At 66.6% G+C, this 25994-nt stretch carries 25 protein-coding genes and 1 tRNA gene; 12 read left to right on the top strand and 14 right to left on the bottom strand.

Annotated elements, in window-relative coordinates; all coding sequences use genetic code 11:
• Positions 1-23 precede the first annotated feature (23 nt).
• The 10 genes from argA (at position 24) to QFZ47_RS25505 (ending at position 11244) form a co-directional block, all read left to right on the top strand.
• Complete coding sequence (gene argA / locus QFZ47_RS25550; RefSeq protein WP_307658295.1) at positions 24-1370, top strand: amino-acid N-acetyltransferase; 1347 nt, start codon at positions 24-26, stop codon at positions 1368-1370.
• Between the two features lie 25 nt (positions 1371-1395).
• Entirely contained in the window at positions 1396-2034 is a 639-nt protein-coding gene (locus tag QFZ47_RS25545) for a LysE family translocator (protein ID WP_307658294.1), read from the top strand.
• A gap of 65 nt (positions 2035-2099) precedes the next feature.
• Positions 2100-3323, top strand: a complete 1224-nt coding sequence (dapC, locus tag QFZ47_RS25540; RefSeq protein WP_307658293.1) for a succinyldiaminopimelate transaminase — start codon at positions 2100-2102, stop codon at positions 3321-3323.
• A gap of 43 nt (positions 3324-3366) precedes the next feature.
• Positions 3367-4191 carry a 2,3,4,5-tetrahydropyridine-2,6-dicarboxylate N-succinyltransferase gene (dapD, locus tag QFZ47_RS25535; RefSeq protein ID WP_307658292.1) on the top strand — a complete coding sequence of 275 codons (825 nt, stop codon included), beginning with the start codon at positions 3367-3369 and terminating at the stop codon, positions 4189-4191.
• Between the two features lie 56 nt (positions 4192-4247).
• Positions 4248-5396 (top strand): PilT/PilU family type 4a pilus ATPase, encoded by a 1149-nt coding sequence (locus tag QFZ47_RS25530; protein WP_307658291.1) that lies wholly within the window; start codon positions 4248-4250, stop codon positions 5394-5396.
• 16 nt (positions 5397-5412) lie between these two features.
• Complete coding sequence (gene dapE, locus QFZ47_RS25525) at positions 5413-6588, top strand: succinyl-diaminopimelate desuccinylase (protein WP_307658290.1); 1176 nt, start codon at positions 5413-5415, stop codon at positions 6586-6588.
• Entirely contained in the window at positions 6585-7466 is an 882-nt protein-coding gene (gene prmB, locus QFZ47_RS25520; RefSeq protein ID WP_307658289.1) for a 50S ribosomal protein L3 N(5)-glutamine methyltransferase, read from the top strand. The genes dapE and prmB overlap by 4 nt, the downstream gene beginning before the upstream one ends.
• A 150-nt stretch (positions 7467-7616) precedes the next feature.
• Positions 7617-9581: an ABC-F family ATP-binding cassette domain-containing protein gene (locus QFZ47_RS25515; protein ID WP_307658288.1), complete on the top strand. Its 1965-nt coding sequence runs from the start codon at positions 7617-7619 to the stop codon at positions 9579-9581.
• Positions 9582-9603: 22 nt separating this feature from the next.
• Positions 9604-10107, top strand: a complete 504-nt coding sequence (locus tag QFZ47_RS25510; protein WP_307658287.1) for a hypothetical protein — start codon at positions 9604-9606, stop codon at positions 10105-10107.
• Positions 10108-10527: 420 nt separating this feature from the next.
• The gene (locus QFZ47_RS25505) at positions 10528-11244 is read left to right on the top strand and encodes a helix-turn-helix domain-containing protein (RefSeq protein ID WP_307658286.1); all 717 of its coding nucleotides are present in this window, start codon (positions 10528-10530) and stop codon (positions 11242-11244) included.
• Positions 11245-11451: 207 nt separating this feature from the next.
• On the opposite strand, the gene QFZ47_RS25500 is transcribed toward QFZ47_RS25505, so the two are convergent.
• The 6 genes from QFZ47_RS25500 to tolB all read right to left on the bottom strand — a co-directional run bounded on the left by QFZ47_RS25500 (position 11452) and on the right by tolB (position 16244).
• Positions 11452-12522, bottom strand: coding sequence for a JmjC domain-containing protein (locus tag QFZ47_RS25500; protein WP_307658285.1), 1071 nt, complete (start codon positions 12520-12522; stop codon positions 11452-11454).
• Between the two features lie 112 nt (positions 12523-12634).
• A tRNA-Lys gene (locus tag QFZ47_RS25495) sits at positions 12635-12710 on the bottom strand.
• 61 nt (positions 12711-12771) lie between these two features.
• On the bottom strand, positions 12772-13566 hold the full coding sequence (locus QFZ47_RS25490) for a tRNA threonylcarbamoyladenosine dehydratase (RefSeq protein ID WP_307659014.1): 795 nt from the start codon (positions 13564-13566) through the stop codon (positions 12772-12774).
• Positions 13567-13634: 68 nt separating this feature from the next.
• On the bottom strand, positions 13635-14384 hold the full coding sequence (ybgF, locus tag QFZ47_RS25485; RefSeq protein WP_307658284.1) for a tol-pal system protein YbgF: 750 nt from the start codon (positions 14382-14384) through the stop codon (positions 13635-13637).
• A complete protein-coding gene (gene pal / locus QFZ47_RS25480; RefSeq protein WP_307658283.1) occupies positions 14384-14902 on the bottom strand; it encodes a peptidoglycan-associated lipoprotein Pal in 519 nt (172 codons plus the stop codon). The genes ybgF and pal overlap by 1 nt, the downstream gene beginning before the upstream one ends.
• 25 nt (positions 14903-14927) lie before the next feature.
• Positions 14928-16244: a Tol-Pal system beta propeller repeat protein TolB gene (gene tolB, locus QFZ47_RS25475; RefSeq protein ID WP_442480558.1), complete on the bottom strand. Its 1317-nt coding sequence runs from the start codon at positions 16242-16244 to the stop codon at positions 14928-14930.
• A gap of 162 nt (positions 16245-16406) precedes the next feature.
• Here tolB and msbA point away from each other — a divergent pair, with 162 nt between their 5' ends.
• Positions 16407-18191: a lipid A export permease/ATP-binding protein MsbA gene (msbA, locus tag QFZ47_RS25470; protein WP_307658282.1), complete on the top strand. Its 1785-nt coding sequence runs from the start codon at positions 16407-16409 to the stop codon at positions 18189-18191.
• 7 nt (positions 18192-18198) lie between these two features.
• Here msbA and rng read toward each other — a convergent pair whose 3' ends face one another.
• The 8 genes from rng to QFZ47_RS25430 are packed head-to-tail and all read right to left on the bottom strand — an operon-like array spanning position 18199 to position 25087.
• Complete coding sequence (gene rng / locus QFZ47_RS25465) at positions 18199-19725, bottom strand: ribonuclease G (RefSeq protein WP_307658281.1); 1527 nt, start codon at positions 19723-19725, stop codon at positions 18199-18201.
• Positions 19726-19732: 7 nt separating this feature from the next.
• Positions 19733-20338 carry a Maf family protein gene (locus tag QFZ47_RS25460; protein WP_307658280.1) on the bottom strand — a complete coding sequence of 202 codons (606 nt, stop codon included), beginning with the start codon at positions 20336-20338 and terminating at the stop codon, positions 19733-19735.
• Complete coding sequence (gene rlmH, locus QFZ47_RS25455) at positions 20335-20802, bottom strand: 23S rRNA (pseudouridine(1915)-N(3))-methyltransferase RlmH (RefSeq protein WP_012747795.1); 468 nt, start codon at positions 20800-20802, stop codon at positions 20335-20337. The genes QFZ47_RS25460 and rlmH overlap by 4 nt, the downstream gene beginning before the upstream one ends.
• Positions 20799-21482, bottom strand: coding sequence for a ribosome silencing factor (gene rsfS / locus QFZ47_RS25450; RefSeq protein ID WP_307658279.1), 684 nt, complete (start codon positions 21480-21482; stop codon positions 20799-20801). Before rsfS ends, rlmH begins: the two co-directional genes overlap by 4 nt.
• Positions 21482-22111, bottom strand: coding sequence for a nicotinate-nucleotide adenylyltransferase (nadD, locus tag QFZ47_RS25445; RefSeq protein ID WP_307658277.1), 630 nt, complete (start codon positions 22109-22111; stop codon positions 21482-21484). The genes rsfS and nadD overlap by 1 nt, the downstream gene beginning before the upstream one ends.
• Positions 22108-23025, bottom strand: a complete 918-nt coding sequence (hemF, locus tag QFZ47_RS25440; protein WP_307658276.1) for an oxygen-dependent coproporphyrinogen oxidase — start codon at positions 23023-23025, stop codon at positions 22108-22110. Before hemF ends, nadD begins: the two co-directional genes overlap by 4 nt.
• A complete protein-coding gene (gene purD / locus QFZ47_RS25435) occupies positions 23025-24323 on the bottom strand; it encodes a phosphoribosylamine--glycine ligase (RefSeq protein ID WP_307658275.1) in 1299 nt (432 codons plus the stop codon). Before purD ends, hemF begins: the two co-directional genes overlap by 1 nt.
• A 38-nt stretch (positions 24324-24361) precedes the next feature.
• Positions 24362-25087 (bottom strand): YebC/PmpR family DNA-binding transcriptional regulator, encoded by a 726-nt coding sequence (locus QFZ47_RS25430; RefSeq protein ID WP_307658274.1) that lies wholly within the window; start codon positions 25085-25087, stop codon positions 24362-24364.
• A 117-nt stretch (positions 25088-25204) separates the two neighbouring features.
• Between QFZ47_RS25430 and QFZ47_RS25425 the strand changes: the two genes are divergently transcribed.
• Positions 25205-25993: a class I SAM-dependent methyltransferase gene (locus QFZ47_RS25425; RefSeq protein WP_307658273.1), complete on the top strand. Its 789-nt coding sequence runs from the start codon at positions 25205-25207 to the stop codon at positions 25991-25993.
• Position 25994: the final 1 nt, after the last annotated feature.

Genomic DNA, 25994 nt, shown 5'->3' with positions numbered 1-25994 from the left:
CCAAGAATGCACAATCACGCTCCATGTCCACCGTTTTCAACTTCACCTTCGTGCCCTGGTTCCGCTCGGTCGCGCCCTACATCCACACGCACCGCGGCAAGACTTTCGTGGTCGCGCTGGCAGGCGAGGCGATCGCGGCGGGCAAGCTGCAGAACATTGCGCAGGACCTGGCACTGATCCAGAGCATGGGCGTCAAGATCGTGCTGGTGCACGGCTTCCGCCCGCAGGTCAACGAGCAGCTCGCGGCCAAGGGGCACGAGGCGCGCTATTCGCACGGCATCCGCATCACCGACGAGGTGGCGCTCGACTCGGCGCAGGAAGCCGCCGGCCAGCTGCGCTACGAAATCGAGGCCGCTTTCAGCCAGGGGCTGCCGAACACGCCGATGGCCGGATCGACGGTGCGCGTGATCTCGGGCAACTTCATCACCGCGCGCCCCGTGGGCGTGGTCGACGGCGTGGACTTCAAACATTCGGGCCTGGTGCGCAAGGTCGACGCCGTGGGCATCCGCCGCACGCTCGACTTCGGCGCCATGGTGCTGATCTCGCCCTTCGGCTTCTCGCCCACCGGCGAGGCCTTCAACCTGACGATGGAAGAAGTCGCCACCAGCGTGGCCATCTCCATCCAGGCCGACAAGCTGATCTTCCTGACCGAAATCCCGGGCATCCGCATCGACAGCGAACTGCCCGAGAGCGAAGACAACCCCATCGATACCGAGCTGCCGCTCGCCGCGGCCGAGAAGCTGCTGGCGTCGCTGCCGCCGCCGCAGAAGCCCACCGACACCGCCTTCTACCTGCAGCACTGCGTGAAGGCCTGCAAGGGCGGCGTGGAGCGCAACCACATCCTGCCCTTTGCGCTGGACGGCTCGCTGCTGCTCGAGGTGTATGTGCACGACGGCGTCGGCACCATGGTGATCGACGAGAAGCTCGAAAGCCTGCGCGAAGCCACGGTCGACGACATCGGCGGCATCCTGCAGCTGATCGAGCCCTTCGAGCGCGACGGCACGCTGGTCAAGCGCGACCGCACCGAGATTGAGCGCGACGTGGGCCACTACACCGTCATCGAGCACGACGGCGTGATCTTCGGCTGCGCGGCGCTCTACCCCTACCCCGAGGCAAAGACCGCCGAGATGGCTGCGCTGACCGTCTCGCCCCAGTCGCAGGCGCAGGGCGACGGCGAGCGCATCCTCAAGCGCATCGAGCACCGCGCCAAGGCCATGGGGCTGGAAAGCATCTTCGTGCTCACCACGCGCACCATGCACTGGTTCCTGAAGCGCGGCTTCCAGCAGGTCAACCCCGACTGGCTGCCCGAAGCCCGCAAGCGCAAGTACAACTGGGACCGCAAGAGCCAGGTGCTGGTCAAGAAAATCTGAAGCTGAAAGAAGGACGCCTGCCGCCATGACGCTCGCCACCGCCCTGTTGTTCACTCTCGTCGCCTTCACCGCCATCGCCACGCCCGGCCCCACGGTGCTGCTGGCGCTGAGCAACGGCTCCCGCCACGGCGTGCGCCGGGCGCTGCCGGGCATGCTCGGCGCGGTGCTGTCGGACTTCGTGCTGGTCGGCGCCGTGGCGCTCGGGCTCGGTGCGCTGCTCGCGGCGTCGGAGTTCTGGTTCTCGATGCTCAAGTGGGTGGGCGCCGCCTACCTGGCCTGGCTCGGGCTGCGCATGCTGCGCTCCAAGGGCGGCTTCAAGTTGCCGAACGCGGATGCCGCCGCCTCGGTCACGGCGGGAGAAAGTCGCCGCATCTTCCTCAAGTCCTTCCTGGTGGCGGTGACCAACCCCAAGGGCTACATATTCTGCTCGGCGCTCCTGCCGCAGTTCATCGATCCGGCGGCTGCGCAGGCGCCGCAGTACCTGATCATTGCCTTGATCTTCGCGGGTCTCGACACGCTGGTGATGCTGGGCTACGCGTTCGTCGGCGCCCGCGCGATCCGGGTGCTGACCGTATCGGCCACGCGCTGGATCGATCGCGCCTGCGGCGGCATGCTGCTGGCGCTGGCGGGCTCGCTCGCCTTCTATCGGCGCAGCGCGGCCTGACGCCTGTCGGCTGCCAGTAGCCGTTTCGCCAGGAGCGGTAACACCTGTCACCGATAATCCCGGGCATGAATCCCCTGCTTTCGCGGTTGCAACCCTATCCCTTCGAGCGGCTGAAGCAACTGTTCGCGGGCGTCACGCCCAACCCCGAGTTCCCGGCCATCAGCCTGGGCATCGGCGAACCCAAGCACGCCACGCCGGGCTTCATCAAGGACGCCCTGAGCGCCAGCCTCGGCGCGCTGGCCGCCTACCCCGCGACCGCCGGGGACCTGACCCTGCGCACCGCCTTCACGGACTGGCTGAAAACCCGCTACAGCCTGGCCCTCGACCCGGCCACGCAGGTGCTGCCTGTCAATGGTTCGCGGGAAGCCCTGTTCTCGCTGGCGCAGACCGTGGTCGACCCCACCGCCTCGCCGCAGCCGGTGGTGATGTCGCCCAATCCGTTCTATCAGATCTACGAGGGCGCGGCCCTGCTCTCGGGCGCCGAGCCGTACTACGTGGCCAGCGTACCCGCGCGCAATTTCGCGGTTGCCTGGGACAGCGTGCCCGAGGCCGTCTGGGCCCGCACGCAGTTGGTGTTCGTCTGCTCGCCGGGCAACCCGACGGGTGCGGTGATGTCGCTGGACGAATGGAAAAGGCTCTTCGATCTGTCGGACCGCCACGGCTTCGTGATTGCCGCCGACGAGTGCTACAGCGAGATCTACTTCCGCGACGAGCCCCCGCTCAGCGGGCTCGAGGCCTCGGTGAAGCTCGGGCGGCCCGACTTCCGGAACCTGATTGCGCTGACCTCGCTGTCCAAGCGCAGCAACGTGCCCGGCCTGCGCAGCGGCTTCGTGGCGGGCGACGCGGCCATCATCAAGAAGTTCCTGCTCTATCGCACCTACCACGGCAGCGCCATGAGCGGCGCCGTGGCCGCGGCCAGCATCGCGGCCTGGGGCGACGAGTCCCACGTGGTGGACAACCGCGCCCAGTACCGCGCCAAGTTCGCGGCCGTCACGCCGCTGCTCGAACCCGTGCTCGACGTGCGCTTGCCCGATGCCAGCTTCTACCTCTGGGCCGGCATTCCTCAAGTGTGGGCTGGCGACGACGAAGCCTTCGCCCGCGCGCTCTACGCTCAATACAATGTGACGGTTCTGCCGGGGAGCTATCTGGCGCGCGACACGGCTCACGGCGCCAACCCCGCGAACCCAGGTAGAGGCCGCATCCGCATGGCCCTGGTGGCCGAAACGGCCGAATGCGTGGAAGCCGCCGAGCGCATCGTGCGCTTCGTGCGATCCGGCCCGCAAGGCTGAACGCTGCTTTCCTGGCTCCCATTTTTTACCCGAGACTTTCTCCATGACCCAGCAACTGCAACAAACCATCGACGCCGCGTGGGAAGACCGCGCCAACATCTCGCCCAGCGCCGCTTCCGCCGAAGTGCGCGATGCCGTCGAGCACGTGATCTCCGAGCTCAACAACGGCAAGCTGCGCGTCGCCACCCGCGAAAGCGTGGGCCAGTGGACCGTGCACCAGTGGATCAAGAAGGCCGTGCTGCTGTCGTTCCGCTTGAAGGACAACGAGCAGATGCAGGCCGGCTCGCTCGGCTTCTACGACAAGGTGCCCACCAAGTTCTCGCACCTGTCGGCCAACGAGCTGAAGGAATCGGGCGTTCGCATCGTGCCGCCGGCCGTGGCTCGCCGCGGCAGCTACATCGCCAAGGGCGCGATCCTGATGCCCTCGTATGTGAACATCGGCGCCTACGTGGGCGAAGGCACCATGGTCGACACCTGGGCCACCGTGGGCTCGTGCGCACAGATCGGTGCCAACGTGCACTTGTCGGGCGGCGTTGGCATCGGCGGCGTGCTCGAGCCGCTGCAGGCCGGCCCCACCATCATCGAGGACAACTGCTTCATCGGCGCGCGCTCCGAAGTGGTCGAGGGCGTGGTGGTCGAAGAGAACTCGGTGCTGTCGATGGGCGTGTTCATCGGCCAGAGCACCCCCATCTACGACCGCGCCACCGACACGATCCTCTATGGCCGCGTGCCCGCGGGCTCGGTCGTGGTGGCCGGCAGCCTGCCCAAGCCCGGCGGCAAGTACAACACCTACGCAGCCATCATCATGAAGAAGGTCGACGCCAAGACGCGCTCGACCACTTCGCTGAACGACCTGCTGCGCGACTGAACGCGACTGAATTTCCCCCCCGTTAGAACAAACACAGCACCCGAGGAGAGAGCCCGATGAACATGATGGAACGGATCCTTCGTTTGATGGCCGAGCGCAAGGCCTCCGACATCTACCTCTCGGCGCACTCCCCGGTGCTGATCCGCATCAACGGCACCTGCGTGCCGATCAACGCCCAGGTGCTGCCAGCCACCGCGCCGCTCGCGCTGCTGGCCGAAGTGGTGCCCGAAGCCCGCATCCAGGAACTGGAAAAAACGGGCGAACTCAACATGGCCGTGATGCTCGAGGGCGCCGGCAACTACCGCATCAGCGCCATGCGCCAACGCGGCAGCTATGCGGTGGTGGTGCGGCACATCGCCTCGACCATTCCGAGCTTCGCCGACCTGAACCTGCCCGACATCCTCAAGACGCTCATCATGGAAAAGCGCGGGCTGATCCTGATGGTGGGCGCAACCGGCGCGGGCAAGACCACCACGCTGGCCTCGATGCTCGACTACCGCAACGAGCACGCCACGGGCCACATCCTCACGGTGGAAGAGCCCATCGAGTTCACCTACACCAACAAGAAGTCGCTGGTGAACCAGCGCGACGTGGGCAGTGACACCGAATCGCTGCAGGTCGCGCTGAAGAACGCGCTGCGCCAAGCGCCCGACGTGATCCAGATCGGCGAGATCCGCGACCGCGAAACCATGACCGCGGCCATTGCCTATGCACAGTCGGGCCACCTGTGCGTGGCCACGCTGCATGCCAACAACAGCTACCGCGCGCTCAACCGCATCCTGAGCTTCTTCCCGGTCGAGGTGCGCCCCACGCTGCTGGGCGACCTGGGCTCGGCGCTGCGCGCCATCGTGTCGCAGCGGCTGCTGCGCACGCCCGCCGGCGGCCGCGTGCCGGCGCTCGAGGTCATGCTCAACACGGCGCTGGTGGCCGAGCTGATCGAAAAGGGCGACTTCTCCGCCGTCAAGGAAGCCATGGAGCAGTCGATGGCCGAAGGCTCGCAGACCTTCGAGGAAGACATTGCCCGCCTCGTCACCGAAGGGCGCGTGACGCGCGAGGAAGGCCTGGCCCAGGCCGATTCGCCCACCAACCTGATGTGGCGGCTGCAGAACCGCGCCGCGCCCAAGCCGCAGGCCGAAGACCGCCACCTGACGGACCAGGTCGACGAACCCACTTTTACCGACATCACGCTCGACGTGAAGTTCTGAACACAGCCCTCGCCCGATGTCCCGTACCCTCCAGCTCGCCGAACAACTCATCTCGCGCCCTTCGGTCACCCCCGACGATGCGGGCTGCCAGCAGATCCTCGGCGAACGGCTGGTGCAGCTGGGCTTCACGCTCGAAACCATCGAGAGCGGTCCGGACGACTTCCGCGTGACCAACCTGTGGGCGGTGCGCCGGCCGGCCGGCACCGCGCCGACGAAGACGCTGGTGTTCGCGGGCCACACCGACGTGGTGCCCACGGGGCCGGTCGAGCAGTGGACCAGCCATCCGTTCACGCCCACCCACCGCGGTGGCAAGCTCTATGGCCGCGGTGCCTGCGACATGAAGACATCGATCGCGGCCTTCGTTGTCTCCATCGAGGAATTCCTGCAGGCCACGCCCGATCCCAGGCTCACGCTCGCGCTGCTGCTCACCAGCGACGAGGAAGGCCCCGGCGTCGATGGCACAGTCATTGTCTGCAACGCGCTGGCCGCGCGCGGCGAAACCATCGACTACTGCATCGTCGGCGAACCCACGGCCGTCGAGCGCTGCGGCGACATGATCAAGAACGGCCGCCGCGGCACCATGAGCGGCAAGCTCACCGTGCATGGCGTGCAGGGCCACATCGCCTACCCGCACCTCGCGAAGAACCCGGTGCATGCCGTGGCGCCCGCGCTGGCCGAACTGGTGGCCATCAACGCCGCAGGCGGATGGGACGCAGGCAATGCCTACTTCCAGCCCACCAGCTGGCAGATCAGCAACTTTCATTCGGGCACCGGCGCGAGCAACGTGATCCCGGGCAGCGCGGTCATCGATTTCAATTTCCGTTTCTCGACCGAATCGACGGCCGAGTCATTGCAGAAGCGCGTGCATGCAGTGCTCGATGCGCACAGCGTGGACTACTCGCTGGCCTGGACCATCGGCGGCCTGCCCTTTCTCACGACACCAGGCGAACTCGTCACGTCGGTCCAGGCTGCCATTGCCGATGAAACCGGCATCACGGCCGAGCTCTCGACCAGCGGCGGCACCAGCGACGCGCGCTTCATCGCCAAGATCTGCAAGCAGGTGGTCGAGTTCGGCCCGGTCAATGCCAGCATCCACAAGATCGACGAGCACATCGACGTGGCCGAGATCGAGACGCTGAAGAACATCTACAAGCGCACGCTGGAGCGGCTCGACGCGTCGCTGGCCAGATGAGCACAGTCATCGAGCTGATCGAAGCCGGCGCCAGGCGGCTGGAAGACGCCGGGGTCGCCTTCGGCCACGGCACGGCCAATGCCTTCGACGAAGCCGCCTGGCTGGTGCTGTGGCGCCTGAAGCTGCCGCTGGACGACATCGATGCGGTGGCCGACACGGCGGTTTCACCAGCCGATGCCGCCAAGGTGGCGGCGCTGCTCGACGAACGCATCGCCACCCGTAAGCCTTCTGCCTACCTCACGAAAGAGGCGTGGCTGCAAGGCGTGCCCTTCTACGTGGACGAGCGCGCCATCGTGCCGCGCAGCTTCATCGCCGAACTGATCGCAGACGGCAGCATCGACTACTGGCTCGGCGAGCACACGCAGCGCGTGCTCGACCTGTGCACGGGCAACGGCAGCCTGGCAGTGCTCGCGGCCATGACCTATCCGGACATCTCGGTCGATGCCGCCGACCTGTCGGCCGAAGCGCTCGAGGTGGCCGCCATCAACGTCACCCGGCACCAGCTCGATGCGCGCATCAGGCTGATCGAATCCGACGGCATCGCCAGCCTGCCCGGTCCGTACGACCTGGTGCTGTGCAATCCGCCCTACGTGAACAGCGCGAGCATGGCCGCGCTGCCCGCCGAATACCGCGCCGAGCCCGAGCTGGCGCTGGCCGGCGGTGTCGACGGCATGGACTTCGTTCGCCAGCTGTTCGCCGACGCCCCTTCGCGCATGAGCGAAGAGGCCGTGCTGGTGCTGGAAATCGGCAACGAGCGCGAATACCTCGAGACAGCTTTCCCGCAGCTCGAAGTCGTCTGGCTGGAAACCTCCGCAGGCGAGGACCAGGTCCTGCTCGTGACCCGAACCGCGCTGCTGGCCGGCGCCGGCGTGCGTTAGCTGCGCCCGCCCAAGCCCTTTCCCGCCGCTTTCCCGCAGCCACGGCTGTGGCCCTCCCTCCTTTTCAACGGGTGGTGTCCTCCCCATTTGCCCCTTCGCGCCAGGCCGCCACGGGCCGGGCGGGATAATCGCCCCTACGGTTCCTATTTCATGATTACTCTCAAAAACGTCATTCTTCGCCGCAGCGCCAAGAAACTGCTCGACGGCGCCACCGTCACCATCAATCCCGGTGAAAAGGTCGGCCTCGTCGGGCGCAACGGCGCCGGCAAGTCGACCCTGTTCGCGCTCTTCAACGGCTCGCTGCACGAAGACGGCGGCGACTTCTACGTGCCCAAGCAATGGCGCATGGCGCAGGTGGCGCAGGACATGCCCGAAACGGAGGAGTCGGCCACCGACTTCGTGGTGGGCGGCGACACCCGCCTGACAGAGCTGCGCGCCACGCTGGCGGCCATCGAGGCCGCCTACGAAGCCAATCCCGAGGACGCCGACATCGGCATGGAACTGGCCCATGCCTACACCGACCTGGCCGACGCCGGCGAGCACGACGCGGTGCCGCGCGCGCAGGCGCTGGTCCTCGGGCTGGGATTCAAGTCGCACGAGCTCGACGAGCCCGTCAACAGCTTCTCAGGCGGCTGGCGCATGCGCCTGCAACTGGCCCGCGCGCTGATGTGCCCGAGCGACCTGCTGCTGCTCGACGAGCCCACCAACCACCTGGACCTGGACGCGCTTGTCTGGCTCGAAGCCTGGCTGCAGAAGTACGCCGGCACCATGATCGTCATCAGCCACGACCGCGAGTTTCTCGATGCCGTGACCAACGTCACCCTGCACATCGCCAACGCCCAGCTCACGCGCTACGGCGGCAACTACAGCGCCTTCGAAACCCTGCGCGCCGAGCAGATGGCGCTGCAGCAGACCGCCTTCAGCAAGCAGCAGGACAAGATCGCCCACCTGCAGAAGTTCATCGACCGCTTCAAGGCCAAGGCCAGCAAGGCCAAGCAGGCGCAAAGCCGCGTCAAGGCGCTGGAGCGCATGGAGAAGGTCGCGCCGCTCCTGGCCGAGGCCGACTTCACCTTCGAGTTCAAGGAGCCGGGCAACATCCCCAACCCGATGCTCTCGATCCGCAACGCGAGCTTCGGCTACAAGGCCCCGGAAGGTGGCGAAGGCGAAGAGCCCAAGACCATCCTGCGCGGCGTGAGCCGCTCGGTGCTGGCGGGCCAGCGCATCGGCATCCTGGGCGCCAACGGCCAGGGCAAGTCGACGCTGGTGAAGACCATCGCGCGCGAAATGGGCGCGCTGGCCGGCGAGGTCACCGAAGGCAAGGGCCTCAACATCGGCTACTTCGCGCAGCAGGAACTCGACGTGCTGCGCCCGCAGGACAACCCGCTCGAACACATGGTGCGCATGGCCCGCGAACTGGGCAGCGCCGTGAAGGAAAGCACTGGCGAGCAGGCCTTGCGCGGTTTTCTCGGCAGCTTCAACTTCAGCGGCGACATGGTGAAGCAGCCCGTGGGCACCATGAGCGGCGGCGAGAAGGCGCGCCTGGTGCTCGCGATGATGGTCTGGCAGCGCCCCAACCTACTGCTGCTCGACGAGCCCACCAACCACCTGGACCTGGCCACCCGCGAGGCCCTGGCCGTGGCACTCAACGAGTTCGAAGGCACGTTGATGCTCGTGAGCCACGACCGTGCGCTGCTGCGCTCGGTGTGCGACGAGTTCTGGCTCGTGGGCCGCGGCGTGGTCACCGATTTCGACGGCGACCTCGACGACTACCAGCGCTACCTGCTCGACGAAGCCAAGCGGCTGCGCGAAGAAGCCAAGGTGGCCGTGCGCGAAGCCGCCAACACGGCCGCCCCGGTGCCCAGGCAGGACACCCAGGAGCGTCAGCAGCGCAGCGACCAGACCAAGCCCATCAAGCGCGAGATCGCGCAGATCGACGAACGGCTGGCCGCGGCCGGCGCCGAGCGCAGCGCGCTCGAGGCGCGCCTGGCGCAGCCGCTGCCGCCGGCCGACATCGCCGAGGCGGGCAAGCGGCTGAAAGCCCTCAACGATGAAATCGGCCGGCTCGAAGAGCGCTGGCTGGCCCTGTCGGACCAGCTCGAGGCGCTCGCGGCCTGAACCTCCGAAGGAGACTTCCTGCATGCCGTCTGCCATCGAACTGGCCCGGGGTGACGAAAAGCTGATTGCGGCCATCCACCGCAGCCGCCGCCTGATCGGCCGCAAGGCCTTGATGGCCGCGGCCGCCAGCGCCATTCCCTTGCCCGGCATCGACTGGGCGGCCGATGCGGCCCTGCTCTCGCGCCTGGTGCCGCAGATCAGCGCCGAGTTCGGCCTGTCGGTCACCCAGGTCGAAAAGCTTGCACCGCACCAGCGCGAACGCATCCAGAAGGCGGCCACGACGGTCGGCGCGCTGCTGGTTGGCAGGCTCGTCACGCGCGACCTGCTGATCAAGCTCGCGCGGCATGCCGGCGTGAAGCTCACGGCCAAGCAGGCGGCAAAGTACGTGCCGATCGCCGGGCAGATCGTTTCTGCTGCGCTCGGCTACGCCGCCTTGCGCGCCTTGGGCGAGCAGCACATCAAGGATTGCGTGCGCGTGAGCGCGACGCTTTCTCTACCGCCTCCCGGACCGCACGTGCACGCCTGAACGCGCAGTCGTCGAACAGCGAGATTCCGATCCAACCCGCGGCTGCGAGGCCGGCGATCGCCAAGCCGGCCAGGCCGTGGTCCTGCGAGCAAAATCCGTGGAAGAGAGCCGTGGCAGACAGCAGCGCCAACAGCGCGCACAGCACGCGGTCAAGCCACAGGCCCCGTGGCAACGGGCTTTGCACGATTCAGCCCGGCAGGTGAATTCGGTCCTGGCGCGGCATCATGCTGCGCGCGCATGCGAGCCTGATCCTGCGGATTCCAGGCGGTGCCGAATGACGGCTTCGCCCTTCGATTGGCTTGTGCGTCAGCCTCACGGCTTTCAGCGCCAGCACCAACTTGCGTGGTTTCATGGCAAATACTCCCTTTCAACTATTCTAGAGTCCAAAGTGAATATTCGCCTGCGCTTAAATCGGCGCCCATGGAGACTATTGCAGCGCGCGCATTGGCAGCGCGCAAATACGCCAGGATGACTCAGAAGCAAGCCGAAGCGGCTTCAGGCGTCAAGCAATCCAACATCTCGAAAATAGAACGCGGCGACACCGGCCGTTCGATGGCCCTGCTCGCACTGGCGCGCGCCTACCGCGTCGATCCCAACTGGCTGGACACCGGCGACGGCCTCGCGCCGTGGGATGTACCCCAGCCACGCACGGCGCGCGACAACGCCAGCGAACCTCCGGGTGCTTACCGGGTCACGCGCACGCCGCCATCGGGCCCGTCCTTCAATCCCGGCACACCCGGCACCGTTCCCCTCATCGCATGGACGCAAGTTGCTTCGTGGAATGGCGCCGCGCAGGGAGCGATCCAGGCCGAGCGGTGGCTTCCCTGCGTTGCGCATCACAGCCCCGGCAACACCTACGCGCTGCGCGTGCGCGGCGACAGCATGACCGCACCGAGCGGCCACCTCAAGAGCTATCCCGCGGAATCGATCATCTTCGTCGACACGCAGCGAACCACGCCCGAGGACGGCGAGCGCATCATTGCCAGGCTCGATGCAGGCAACGAAGTCACCTTCAAGGTCTTCAAGCAGGAAGACGGCCGCCGCTGGCTGCTGCCGCTGAATCCGAAGCACGAGCCGATTCGAACCGCGTTCACGGTGCTCGGCACCGTCGTGGGGAAGTGGGAAGACGAGGACTGAGCCACGCATCGCGCCCGGGTGCGAAGCACCTGCCAGAGGTCAGGTTGCGTGCAGGTTCGCAGAACATAGTGAAGGCTCTCCTGTGGCCTGCATTTCTCCGATCCTCCCTCCTCCAGCAGGCCATCTTCCAGCCCGCCCTCGCGCGGGCTGTTTTTTTTCCGACCCGCAAGCGCCCCAATTCCGGCCGTGTCCGGGCGGCTGCGTTGTTCAGTAGGAGCCCGGCGGCGGCGTGTGCTTGAAGCTGCGCGCCGTGGTCATGCTGATGATCCGGGCGCGCGCAGCGCCGAGCCGGGCGCGGCCGGCGCCGACCAGGCCACCGACGGCCGACTTGACTGCATCCGCGGTGGGCGATTCCCTCGGGTAAGAGGGTGACAGGCCGCACTTGCGCATCAGCCGGTTCACCTGATGAATGCGGGCCACCTCGCGCGTGGCAGCGGTGTAGAAGGTCACCCCGATCGAGATCGACAAGCGATCGCCGGGGGTGGTGTGATCGGCATTGGACCTCGTCATGTGGGGCGAAGTGCTTGGAAAGTAGACCGCATCCCCGGGCCGCGCATCGAACTCCAGTCCGCGTGACAGGAACGCTTCATCGAAGCACACCTTCCTGAGCGACTGGGTGACGATGAAGTCTTCGACCGCATCGGCCGGCACGATGGTGCGATCGCGGTGATCCCAGACGTTGAGGATCTTGTGCCCATGCAGCTGAAGCCAGAAGTTGTTTTCGCGATCGATGTGAAAGGGCGTGACGGAAGGCGGAGCAGAGAAGAAGACGAATCCGTTCACCCTGAAGATCTCCGGTTGCTCTCGCTCGACCAAGGAGCGCATCGAGTCCACCACCGCCATCAGCAGTGCCTGATAGCGGGGAATGACCTCGATGTTGTAGAAGGCGACCGAGGAACCCGGCTCCTCCATGCGCTGGAAGAATTGCTCGATGCTGCGCCCGTCAGGAGGACGGCTGTCGTGCGCGAGCGCGGACGCGACCGTCCTGTTCGGCGTCATGAACCTGCATTGGTCCAGCTTCGAGAGCTCCAGCCCGAGCTGCACCAGCTGAGGCACCTGGAACAGCGGATGCTCGTGAAAGTTGTGGTGCATCGGCGTGATCCTCTGGATGGAGAAGCCGTCCGGATCGTCCGGCCACACCCTGTACGTCGTTTTCGAAGCACCGACGGAATTCATCTGGGTCACGCACATCGCACCCTCCAGATCGCTTTTTGGGCCCGCCCCAGAAAAGAGGTCCGGGACGAAGTCCGGGAGCGAAAGTAATACTTTGGAATTCAATTATGAGCCAAATTCCTGACTTCCGTCTGACGCCGGAAGGCTTGCCACATATAAGAACACGGCAAAAAAAATCGCCAAATGCTTGCGGCAAATGACGATTTTCAAGATTTGTTGGTAGGACGTACTGGATTCGAACCAGTGACCAACGGATTAAAAGTCCGCTGCTCTACCAACTGAGCTAACGTCCCGGAGCCAATTTCTTCTTTTTCGGTTTTTCTTCACCGGCGTCGAATCCGGCAAAGCCAAAGATTATAGCGTGGCGTTGCTCGCAATCCTGTCGAGAACCCAACCCGCTGCACATTGGCCGAAAGTCGCGGTCACGCTCACCACCGAACCGTAGCCGTGGCAGTTGAGCGAACCATCGCCTTCGATGATGGCGCAGGAGGCATCGGGCGGTGCGACGCTCTCGCGGCTGAAGACGCAGGCCACGCCGATCTTGCGGCCCTCGCGCGGCGCACCATGCTCCTTGCGAAGGCGCTGGCGAAGCTGCGCCAGCAGCGGATCGTGCGTGACAAGCGCGAGATCGTCGATGTCGACCTTGTGCGCCTGCCGCTTGCCGCCGGCCGCGCCCACGGTCACGAAGGCGGTGCGCGATGCGCGGGCCCATGCGGCCATCGTGAGCTTGGCCTTGACCTGGTCGCAGGCATCGATGACGGCCGTCGCGGGCCCGTTGGCTGCCTGCGCCGCTTCGAGCAAGGCCGTCCAGTTGCCGGGCTCGACGAATTCATCGAGCGCAAGCACCTGGCAGTCGGGGTTGATCTGCGCGATGCGGTCGCGCATGGCCTCGACCTTGGCCTGTCCCACGGTTGCATCGAGCGCGTGGATCTGCCTGTTGATGTTCGACTCGGAGACGTGATCGAGATCGATCAGCGTCAGCCGCCCCACGCCGCTGCGCGCCAGCGCCTCGACGGCCCACGATCCCACGCCGCCGATGCCGACGACGAGCACGTGCGCATTGCGGATGCGCGCAGCACCGGCCACGCCATACAGGCGTTCGAGGCCGCCGAAGCGGCGAGCGAAGTCGGGCGCCGCGGTGTCGGTGATGACATTCGCGGCGTCGATCGACGCATCAGGAAGGATGGCTGCGCTCAAGCGGGGGAACTGCGCTGCCGCTAGCGCAGGCGCGAAAGACGCTCTCGGCCGGCCTGGGCGGCTTCGGATTGCGGATAGGCCTTGGTCAGGTCTTCGAGCGTGCGGCGCGCGGCGCGCGTGTCTTTCAGCTCGATCTGGCAATTGGCGATCGACAGCACGGCCTCGGGAGCCTTGGCGTGGTCGGGCGCAAGCGACAGCATGGAGCGGAAGTTCGCGATGGCCTCGTTGTAGTTGCGCGTTGCGTACTGCGCATTGCCGAGCCAGAACAGCGCGGAGGCGTTGTAGCCGCTTTGCGGATAGCGCTTGACGAACTCGGCGAACGCGGTTTGCGCCTGCGCGAACTGGCCCGCGCGGAAGATGCCGAGCGCGGCATCGAAGTCGGCCTTTTCCTTGGGATCGGCGGTGAACTCGCGGCCATCCACGGAAACCTTCGTCGGCTCGTTCTGCTTGAGCCGGTCGTCGATGGTGGTCTGGCGCGACTGCATCTCGCTCAAGGTGCGCTGCAGCTGCTCGTTCTGGCCGGTCATGCGCGCGAGATCGCCCCGCATCTGCTCGATCTGGTTCTGCAGGTCGAGCAGGCTGCGGCGCAGCTGGCCGTTTTCGTCGGCAAGCCGCTGGTCGGTCTGCTGGCGCATGGCCTCCACCCGCTGGCGCAGGTCAAGGATGGCGCGGCGCGCCTCGTCATCCTCGAACAACGCAGCTTGCGAGCCGACCGAAACGCAAAGCAAGGCGGCAGCCAGCGCCGCGCCTCGCAACAGGGCGTGTTGCATCACCGGGTGTAGCGGATTTCAGCGCGGCGGTTCTGCGCCCAGGCTTCTTCGCCCGAGCCCTGGACCGCGGGCTTTTCCTTGCCGAAGCTCACGGCTTCGATCTGGGCGTCGTTCACGCCCAGCAGCGTCAGCGCACGGCGGACGGCTTCGGAGCGCTTCTGGCCGAGTGCAAGGTTGTACTCGCGGCCGCCACGCTCGTCGGTGTGGCCTTCGATGGAAACGCGGCGCTGCGGATTGGCCTTGAGGAAACGGCCGTGGCCATCGATCAGGGCCTGGAACTCGGGCTTGACCGTGTAGCTGTCGTAGTCGAAATAGACGATCCGTTCGATACCGACCGGACCTTGCGCGGTACCGGCAGTGGAATCGATGGAGACGGGGGCGACTGCACTTGCGCCACCTTGTTGGCCGCCGGCGGTGCCGGAGCGGTCGGTCACCGGTGTGTCGTTGAGCTTGGTGCCCGACGAGCAACCGGCAATCAGAGCCACGATGGCCAGCGAATAAATCGTACGTTTCAACATTGGGTACTCCTCAAATAAACCTTGGTCATTGCTTTTGAAACGGACCCCAGTCCGGTTCTCTTATGTCTCCGCCCTGTCCCGCCAGCCGTGCCTTTATTTTTCCGTCCAGCGTGGTCGTCATGAGCGCTTCGCGGCCTTGCAGGTGCGTTGCGTAGACGATCAGCTTGCTGTTGGGGGCAAAACTTGGGCTCTCGTCTGCCGAAGTGTCGGTGATGGCCGAGACATTGCCGGTTGCCAACTCCATCACATGGAGTTTGAAGGCGCCGCCAACGCGAGAGATGTAGGCCAACCACCGGCCGTCGCCGCTGACAGAGGGAGAAATGTTGTAGGTGCCGCTGAAGGTGACGCGCGTCGGCGCGCCGCCGCTGGCGCTCATCTTGTAGATCTGCGGGGCGCCGCCGCGGTCGCTCACGAAGTAGATCGTACTGCCATCTGCGGAGTAGACAGGCTCGGTGTCGATGCTGGCGCTCTGGGTCAGCCGGCGCGGCTCGCCGCCAGCAGCCGGGATCGTGTAGAGCTGGGAGCCGCCGTCGCGGCTGAGCGTGACGGCGAGCGAGCCGCCATCAGGCGCCCACGCCGGCGCGCTGTTGGAGCCGCGGAAGTTGGCAAGCAGCCGGCGCTGCCCGCTGGCCACGTTGTGCACGTACACCACGGGCTTGCGCGACTCGAACGACACGTAGGCCAGTTGCTGGCCGTTGGACGACCAGACCGGCGAGATGATGGGTTCCGGACTTGCGAGCGCGGCCTGCGCGTTCTCGCCATCGGCATCGGCCACCCACAGCGAATAGCGGCTGCCGCCCTTGGTCACGTAGGCAATGCGGGTCGAGAAGATGCCCTTGTCGCCGGTCAGCTTTTCATAGACGTAGTCGGCAATGCGATGCGACGCGAGCCGCAGGTCGCCTTGCGGAACGGTGTAGCTCTGGCCGCCGAGGTCTTGTCCGCGCACCACGTCCCACAGGCGGAAGCGCACGTCGAAGCGGCCATCGGCCAGGCGCGTGACGCTGCCCACCACGAGCGAGTCCGCCGTGCGCTGGCGCCACAGGGCGAGGTCGGGGCGCGAGGCTTCGTCGAGCGCCTGCCCGGAAGCATCGACGCCTCGGAACTGGCCGCTGCGCTCCAGGTCGGCCTGCACGATCTCGGAGATCTTCTGCGGCGAGGCGTCCTGCCCCTTGAACGGAACCAGCGCGATGGGCAGCTGCGTGAGCCCCACGCCCGAGACCTCGACCCGGAACTGGGCGAGCGCGGGCAGCAGGGGAGTGGCAGCAAGCGCCGCAATCAAGGCGCGGCGCGCAAAAAGCGATGAAGAAGGAGTTGAAATGGAAACTGGCAACGGCTTGTTCATGCGGTTCGGAGATGTTTCGGGTCAAAAAGTTCTACCCGGTGTGACGGGCCACATGTTACACACTGGTTCGGTCGTGCCGTCACAAAACGTGTATCGAGCGATGCGGTCCTACATGGCAGCCCTCCGAGGGCCCTTCGGTGCGGCCCCGTAGAATCCGCCGCCATGCAAGCATCCCCCGGCAGTGAGACCGCACGCCCTCCCCTGACACGCCGGCTGGCGAGACTCATGACCTGGTTCGGCGGCTCGCGCCACTGGTGGGCCGTCGGGCTCATCGGCGCCCTGCTGGCGGCCGTCACCGAGCCCTTGATGGCGGCCCTGCTGAAGCCGCTGCTCGACCGCGGCTTCAACCGCGGACAACTGGCGCTGTGGATCGTGCCGGCCGCCGTGCTGCTGCTGTTCGCGGTGCGCGGCATTGCCCAGTTCATTTCCCAATACGCGCTCTCGCGCATTGCCAACGAAGGCATGCAGCGGCTGCGCCGCGTGCTGTTCCAGCGCCTGCTGGCGGCCGAGCTCGCCTTGTTCTCGCGTCAGTCGGCCAGCGCGCTTTCGAACACCGTGGTGTATGAAGTGCAGACCGGCTCCATGCTGCTGGTGCAGGCCCTCCTCGGACTTTCGCGCGACGGCTTCACCCTGATTGCGCTGCTCGCCTACCTGGTCTACCTGAACTGGAAGCTCACGCTCATCGTTGCCTTTCTGGTGCCGAGCATCTCGTGGATCATGAAGGTGTTCTCCAAGCGCCTGTACCGCCTGACGCAGCAGGGCCAGCAGGCCACCGACGAGCTGGCCTACGTGGTGGAAGAGAACGTGCTCGCACACCGCATGGTGCGGCTGCACGGGGCCGAGGCGGCGCAAGGCGAGCGCTTCGAGCAACTGAGCCAGCGCCTGAACAGGCTGGCCGTGAAATCGACCATCGCGCAGGCCGCCACCACGCCGCTCACGCAGATGATGGCCGCGCTCGCGCTCTCGGTGGTGGTGATGATCGCGCTCTGGCAGAGCGGCGAACAGGGCCTGACCGTGGGCGGCTTCGTCGCCTACATCACGGCCATGCTGATGCTCATCGCGCCGATCCGCCGGCTGGCGGACATGGCCGCGCCCATCACGCGCGGCCTCGCAGCACTCGAACGCGGCCTGGTGCTGATCGACGACGTGGCCCCGGAGCCGCAGGGCAATTTCAGCGTCGAACATGCGCAAGGCCGCATCGAACTGCGCGGCATCAAGGTCAGCTACCGCGGCGAGGACGAAGCCCGCGCACTCGACGGCGTGAATCTGACGATCGAGCCGGGCCAGGTGGTGGCCTTCGTCGGCCCTTCGGGCTCGGGCAAGACCACGCTGGTCAACCTGCTGCCGCGCTTCGTGCTGCCAAGCGGCGGCCAGGTGCTGCTCGACGGGCACGACACCAGCGAATGGGAACTGAAGAGCCTGCGCGCGCAGTTCGCGATGGTGAGCCAGGACGTGGTGATGCTCAACGACACGCTGGCCGCCAACGTGGCGCTGGGCGCCGGAATCGATCGCGAACGGGTCCAGCAATGCATAGCAGCCGCGAACCTGTCCTCCCACGTCGAGAGCCTGCCGCAGGGCATCGACACGGTGCTCGGCCACAACGCCACGCAGCTTTCCGGCGGCCAGCGCCAGCGCCTGGCCATCGCGCGCGCGCTCTACAAGAACGCGCCCATCCTGCTGCTCGACGAGGCCACCTCGGCCCTCGACACCGAATCGGAACGGCTGGTGCAGGACGCCCTGCAGCGCCTGATGCAGAACCGCACCACGCTGATCGTCGCGCACCGGCTGTCGACCATCCAGCATGCCGACCGCATCATCGTGATGGAGCAAGGCCGCATCGCCGAGCAAGGCAGCCACGAGCAGCTGATGGCGCTGGACGGGCTCTATGCGCGGCTGCAGACGCTGGCGGTGCGCAGCGCGACGCCGGGCCAGGACCCGACGCTCTGACGAGCCTTCAGAGCAGCACGATGTCGTACTGGCCCTGCCCGATGGCGGCCTCGGACTGCAACGAAATCGGCTTGCCGATGAAGTCGCTCAGCCCTGCGAGGTGCTGGCTTTCCTCGTCGAGGAACAGCTCGATCACCTGGGGCGACGACACGATGCGGAACTCGCGCGGCGTGAACTGCCGCGCCTCGCGCAAGATTTCGCGCATGGCGTCGTAGGCCACGCTGCGCGCCGTCTTCACGATGCCCTGCCCGCCGCAGGCCGCGCAGGGCTCGCACAGCATGTGGGCCAGCGATTCGCGCGTGCGCTTGCGCGTCATCTCGACCAGACCGAGCTGCGAGAAGCCGCCCGCGGTGGTCTTGACGCGGTCGCGCGCAAGCTGCTTGCGGAACTCGGCCAGCACCTGCTCGCGGTGGTCGTCGCGGCCCATGTCGATGAAGTCGACGATGATGATGCCGCCCAGGTTGCGCAGCCGCAGTTGCCGCGCAATGGCCTGCGCGGCTTCGAGGTTGGTCTTGAAGATGGTGTCGTCGAAATTGCGCGCCCCCACGAAGCCGCCGGTGTTCACGTCAACCGTGGTGAGCGCCTCGGTCTGGTCCACCACGAGGTAGCCGCCCGACTTGAGTTCGACGCGCCGGCCCAGCGCCTTGGCAATTTCCTCGTCGACCGAATACAGGTCGAAGATCGGCCGTTCGCCCTTGTAGTGCTGCAGCTTGCCGGCCGCCTGCGGCATGTACTCGAGCCCGAACTTGAGCAGCACCTCGAACTGCTCGCGGGAATCGATGCGGATGGTTTGCGTGTCTTCGCTGGTCATGTCGCGCAGCACGCGCTGCAGCAGGCTCAGGTCCTGGTGCAGCAGCGACATCGGCGGAGTCTTGCCCGACGCGTCGCGGATGCGCGACCAGGTCTTGCGCAGGTAGGCGATGTCCTCGGCCAGTTCGGCGTCGGACGAATCTTCGCCGTTGGTGCGCAGGATGAAACCGCCCGTGTTGGCAGGCACCACGCCGCCGCTGTCGGCCGCCGCGGCGGCCTCGATCAACGCGAGCATGCGCGCGCGCAATGATTCGCGCTGGTCCGAAGGAATCTTCTGCGAAACGCCGATGTGGTTGTCCTGCGGCAGGAACACCAGCAGCCGGCCGGCAATGCTGATCTGCGTGGACAGCCGGGCGCCCTTGGTGCCGATCGGGTCCTTGATCACCTGCACCAGCAGCGACTGGCCTTCGAACACCTGCTTCTCGATGGGCACCATCGGCCCGCCATTGCGGTGGTCGCGTTCGGGGGCCGGCGCGCTGGGCCGCGAGCCCGGCGTGAACGGCGCCACGATATCGGCCACGTGCAGGAAGGCCGTGCGCTCGAGGCCGACGTCGATGAAGGCCGACTGCATGCCCGGCAGCACGCGCGACACCTTGCCAAGATAGATGTTGCCGACCAGCCCGCGCTCCAGCGTGCGTTCGACATGCAGCTCTTGCACCGCGCCGTGCTCGACCAGCGCCACACGGGTCTCCTGCGGGGACCAGTTGATCAGGATGTCTTGCATGGAATTCTCAGGTATTGAAACCGGCGCTGCGAAGAAGCTGCGCGGTCTCGAACATCGGGAGTCCCATGATGCCCGAATAGGATCCGCTGATGTGCTCGATGTACGCAGCCGCCGCGCCCTGGATCGCATAGGCGCCGGCCTTGCCGAGCGGCTCGCCGCTGGCGGCATAGCGCGCCATCTGCTGTCTGGTCATGGCTGCGAAGCGCACGCGCGACACGCTGAGCGCCGCATGGCGGCGGCGGCCATGCTGCAGCGCCACGGCCGTCAGCACGCGGTGCGTGGCGCCGGACAGGAGCGCGAGCATGCGCTCGGCATCGAGCGCATCCTCGGGCTTGCCGAGGATGGTGCGGCCGAGCGCCACGGTGGTGTCGGCGCAGAGCACCGGTGCATCGACGAGCCCGAGGCGCTTGCGCCGCGCGACAGCCGCATCGAGCTTCAGCTCCGTCACGCGCTGCACGTAGGCGGTCGGCGACTCGTTGGGCAGCACCGTTTCGAGCGATTCGGCATCTTCATCGGCACCGGCCAGCAACAGTTCGTGGCGAACGCCGAACTGGCCGAGCAGTTGGGCGCGGCGCGGGCTTTGCGATGCGAGATAGATGAAGTCGGCGGTCATTCCCGGTGGTACGGATGGCCCGCATTGACTGACCATGCCCGGTACAGCTGTTCGACGAGCAGCACGCGCGCCATCGCATGCGGCAGGGTCAGGTCGGACAGGCGGATGCGTTCATGGGCTGCGGCCTTGAAGGCGGGATCGAGGCCATCGGGGCCGCCGATGACAAGGGCCACGTCGTCGCCCTCGCCTTGCCAGGCCTGCAGGCGTGCAGCCAGCGCCTTGGTGGTGAGCGCGGTGCCGCGCTCGTCGAGCACGACGATGCGCATGCCCTTGGCAATGGCGCCCTCGATGCGTTCGCGTTCGGCCGCGTAGAGCGTCTCGAGCGACTTGGAGCCGCGGGGTTCGGTCTTGACGGCGCGCAGTTCGAGCTTGAGCTCGGGCGGAAAGCGCTTGGCGTAGTCGTCCCAGGCAGTCTGTGCCCAGTCGGGCATGCGTTGCCCGACGGCGACCACCAGGAGCTTCATGCGCGGCGGGCAGGCGCCTTCTTGGCAGGCGCCGCCTTCTTTGCCGCAGGCCTCTTCACGGCGGGCTTCTTCGCAGCGGGCTTGCCAACGACCTTGACCGGCACGCGCGCGGTCGTGGTCTTCCTGGCCGGCGCCTTCTTGGCGGCGGTTTTCTTTGCCGGGCTTCGGCTGGCCTTCTCGGCCTTGGCTTCCTGCTCGGCCGCGCGGATGGCGGTCTTGGCCGCGCTCGCACGGCGCAGGTTGGGCATCTTGGCCGCGACCGGCTTCTTCTCTTCGATCACCTTGGAGGCGGTCGCAAGCGCCGGCTTGGTGCCGCCGAGCTTGGCGCGCACCGGCTTGTCGCCCCAGATCTCTTCAAGGTGGTAGTACTGGCGGATGGCCGGCTGCATGATGTGCGCGACGGCCGCGCCGCAGTCCACGATGATCCACTCGCCGTTGTCCTCGCCCTCGATGCGCGGCTTGCCGAAACCGGCTTCGCGCACGGCATCGCGCACGCTGGTGGCCAGCGCCTTGGTCTGCCGGTTGGAGGTGCCCGAGGCCACGATCACGCGCTCGAACAGCGGTGAGAGATGCTCGGTGTCGAAAACCTGGATGTCCTGCGCCTTGACGTCTTCGAGTCCATCGATGATGGCTCGCTGGAGTTTCTGGGTGTCTTTCTTGGCGGCGGCTTCAGTGGTCATCAGGCAGGGCGGTAAAGGTGGTGTTGGTCAATATAGCGTGCAACGGCTGGCGGAACCAGCGAGGAAATGTTCTCGCCAAGCGCCGCGCGCCGCCGTATGTCGGTGGCGCTGGTGTCCATGGCCGGCAATTCGAGCGCCTCGAAACGCGCGCCAGCCGGGAGGCCGGGCAGCATCTTCGGATCAAAACGAGCAGTGCCGCCCGTCGATAATGCGCGATACGCTACAGAAACAATAGCAATGCCGAGTATAGCCTGCCAGCCGTGCCATGTAGTCAATGCGCTGGCCTGGTCGGCGCCCATGATCAGAACCAGTTGGGCTCCGGGCTGCTCCTGCTGCAGTTCGTGCAGGGTGTCGAGCGTGTAGGTGGGGCCATCGCGCAACACTTCGCGGCTGTCGACCACCACGGTGCCCTTCAACCCCGAAAAAGCCAGCCGCGTCATCGAGAGGCGGTCCTGCGCCGGCGTCAGCGCCCTGCTCTTGTGCCAGGCCTGCCCCGTGGGAATGACGTGCAGCTCGGCCAGGTCGAGCTGCGCAAGCGCCGCCTCGGCCAGGGCCACGTGGGCGTTGTGCGGCGGATCGAAAGCGCCGCCGAAGACACCGATGCGCGGGGCCATGCCGGTGGGGTTCACAACCAGTCGCGCCGCACGATGAAGTCGCTGTAGAGCGTTGCTTCGGGGCTGCCCGCTTCGGGCTGTTGCTGGTAGGCCCAGCTTGCGAGCGGCGGCATCGACAGCAAGATCGATTCGGTGCGCCCGCCCGACTGCAGCCCGAAGTGCGTGCCGCGGTCCCACACGAGGTTGAACTCCACGTAGCGCCCGCGCCGGTAGAGCTGGAACGCCCGCTCGCGCTCGCCCCAGGGCATGGCGCGGCGGCGCTCGACAATGGGCAGGTAGGCCGGCAGGAAGGCATTGCCCACCGAGCGCAGCATGGCAAAGCCGTTCTCGAATCCGCCGTCGGCGAAGTCGTCGAAGAAGATGCCGCCGATGCCGCGCTGCTCGTTGCGGTGCTTGAGAAAGAAATACTCGTCGCACCAGGTCTTGAAGCGCGGGTACTTGTCGTCGCCGAAGTCGGCCAGCGCGTCGCGGCACACCGTGTGAAAGTGAACCGCGTCGTCCTCGAAGCCATAGCAGGGCGTGAGGTCCATGCCGCCGCCGAACCAGCACACCGGATCCTTGCCCTCGGGCAGCGCAGCCAGCATGCGCACGTTCATGTGGACGATGGGCACGTAGGGGTTGCGCGGATGGAACACCAGCGAAACGCCCATGGCTTCGAAGGGCGCGCCCGCGAGTTCGGGCCGGTTCTGCGTGGCCGAAGGCGGCAGCCTGGGCCCACGCACCTGCGAGAAACCGCAGCCCGCGCGCTCGAACAACGCCCCGCCTTCCAGGATGCAGGTGAGGCCGCTGCCCTGCAGTGTCTCGCCGGGCTCCTTTTGCCAGGCGTCGCGCACGCAGGCGCCGCCATCGGCCGCCTCGACGGCCGCGACGATCTCCTGCTGCAGCTTGCGCAGGTAGTCGCCGACTGCTGCCGGGTGGGTCTGTTGCATCAGGCGTGCGGGTTGTTGCGCGCGTGGAGCGCGCGGTGTCCGATGTCCTTGCGGTATTGCGCGCCATCGAAGCTGATGCGCGCGGCGACTTCGTAGGCCCGCTGCTGCGCGAGCTTCACGCTGTCGGCCAGCACAGTCACGCAGAGCACGCGGCCGCCGCTGGTCTTGAGCTCGCCGTCCTGCTGGGTGGTGCCCGCGTGGAACACCACAGCATCGGGTGCCTCGGGCGGAATGCCGGTGATGCGATCGCCCTTGCGCGGCGAGAGCGGATAGCCGTGCGCCGCCATCACCACGCCGAGCGCCACGCGCCGGTCCCACTGCAGTTCGACCTGGTCGAGCGTGCCGTCGGTGGCGTGCCAGAACACTTCGAACAGGTCGGACTTGAGCCGCATCATGATCGGCTGTGTCTCGGGGTCGCCCATGCGGCAGTTGAACTCGAGCGTCTTGGGATGGCCCGACGCATCGATCATGAGGCCGGCATACAGGAAGCCGGTGTACGGGATGCCGTCCTTTTCCATGCCGCGGATGGTCGGAAGGATGATCTCGCGCATGGCGCGCGCATGCACCTCGGCCGTGACCACGGGTGCCGGCGAGTACGCGCCCATGCCGCCGGTGTTGGGGCCTTCGTCGTTGTCGAGCAGGCGCTTGTGGTCCTGGCTGGTGGCCAGCGCGGTCACGTTCTTGCCGTCGCACAGCACGATGAAGCTGGCTTCCTCGCCCTGCAGGAATTCTTCGATGACCACGCGCGCGCCGCCATCGTTGTGCGCCACGCCGAACTTGTTGTCGACCAGCATGAAGTCGACGGCCTCGTGCGCCTCCTGCGCGGTCATGGCCACCACCACGCCCTTGCCGGCGGCCAGGCCATCGGCCTTGACGACGATCGGCGCGCCCTTGGCGTCGATGTAGGCGTGCGCTGCCGCGGCGTCGGTGAAGGCCTCGTACTCGGCCGTGGGTATCTTGTGGCGCTTCATGAAGGCCTTGGAGAAGGCCTTGGAGCTCTCGAGCTGCGCGGCGGCCTGCGTGGGGCCGAAGATGCGCAGGCCGTGCGCGCGGAATTCGTCCACCACGCCCGCTGCCAGCGGCGCCTCGGGGCCGACGACGGTGAGCGCGATCTTTTCCTTGGCAGCCCATTCGCGCAGCGCGGCGGGCTCGGCGATGTCGATGCAGTCGTAGCGCTCGTCACTCACGGTGCCGCCGTTGCCCGGCGCCACGTACACGCGGCTGACTCGGCTGGCCTGCGCCAGCCGCCACGCCAGTGCGTGTTCCCGGCCCCCTCCTCCAATTACCAGTACCTTCATTCGTGGGCCTTCTTCATTCGCTGTGGATCAATGTTCATTCATTCGGAAAGCGCGGCGTTGTGATAGACCTCCTGGACATCGTCCAGGTCTTCGAGCACATCGAGCAGCTTCTGCATCCTGGCCGCGTCTTCGCCGGTGATTTCGATCGTGTTCTCGGCGCGCATGGTGACCTCGGCCACCTCGGGCTCGAGGCCGGCGGCTTCGAGCGCATTCTTGACGGCTTCGAAATCGGCGACGGCGGTGATCACCTCGATGGCGCCGTCGTCATCGGTGACCACGTCCTCGGCGCCGGCCTCGAGCGCGGCTTCCATCACCTTGTCTTCATTGGTGCCGGGGGCAAAGATGATCTGGCCGCAGTGCTTGAACTGGAAGGCCACCGAGCCTTCGGTGCCCATGTTGCCGCCGTGCTTGGAAAAGGCGTGGCGCACTTCGGCCACGGTGCGCACGCGGTTGTCGGTCATGGTGTCGACGATGATCGCCGCGCCGCCGATGCCGTACCCTTCGTAACGAATTTCTTCGTAATTGACGCCTTCGAGGTTGCCGGTGGCCTTGTCGATGTTGCGCTTGACGGTGTCGATCGGCAGATTGACCGCCTTGGCCTTCTCGACCGCCAGCCGCAGCCGGGGGTTGGCGCTGAGATCGCCCCCGCCGGCGCGCGCTGCCACAGTGATTTCACGGATGGCGCGGGTCCAAAGCTTGCCGCGCTTCTCGTCCTGGCGGCCCTTGCGGTGCTGGATGTTTGCCCATTTGCTGTGTCCGGCCATGGCTTTCTATCTCGCTGTCTTGTGTTTTCAAAGCAAGCTCCGAGTTTACTGTCCGGCGCACACAACGGCCGGCGCGGCGGCGCCGAAGCGGCAAGGTCTTTTGGTGATAATCCTTCGATGACGCCATCGCCTTCAGTCGGGCCCGGGAATCCGACCACCCTGCCGCCGCACACCCCATTGCCGCTGTACTACAAGAACGAGGCAGAGCACCAGGCATTCCTGAGGCGCATCTTCGACAGCACCGCCGCCGACTACGACCGCATCGAAAGCGTGCTCGCCTTCGGCACCGGTCCGTCGTACCGCCGCGCCGCCTTGTCGCAGGCCGGGCTCGCGCCGGGCGCGCAGGTGCTCGACGTCGGCATCGGCACCGGACTGGTCGCCCGAGAGGCGCTCAGGATCATCGGCCCCACGGGCCGGCTCGTGGGCGTCGATCCCAGCGTGGGCATGATGGAACAGGTCGACCTGCCCGGCGTCGAGCTGGTGCAGGGCGTGGCCGAAGCGCTGCCCCGGCCGGACGCCAGCTGCGATTTCGTGAGCATGGGCTACGCCATGCGCCACATCAGCGACGTGGCGGCCGCGTTCGGCGAGTTCCACCGCGTGCTGCGCCCCGGCGGACGCCTGGTGGTGCTCGAGATCACCAAACCCAACGGCCGCATCGCCACCGCGCTGCTCAAGGCCTACATGCGCGCAGTGGTGCCGCTGATCGCCCGGGTGGTCGGCCGCCGCAGCAACACCTCGGAATTGTGGCGCTATTACTGGGACACCATCGAGGCCTGCATTCCGCCCGAGCGCGTGCTGGAAGCGCTGCGCGCCGCGGGCTTCACCGAGGTGCGCCGCGCCGCGAGCCTGGGCGTGTTCTCCGAATACATGGCGCGCAAGCCAGAAAACACCATCGAGGCCGGCTGAC

The sequence above is a fragment of the Variovorax paradoxus genome (assembly GCF_030815975.1).
In the GTDB taxonomy this organism is placed as follows: Bacteria; Pseudomonadota; Gammaproteobacteria; order Burkholderiales; family Burkholderiaceae_C; genus Variovorax; species Variovorax paradoxus_N.
Note: the sequence above shows the minus strand (reverse complement) of the source record. Positions and strands in the feature narration are given on the sequence as shown.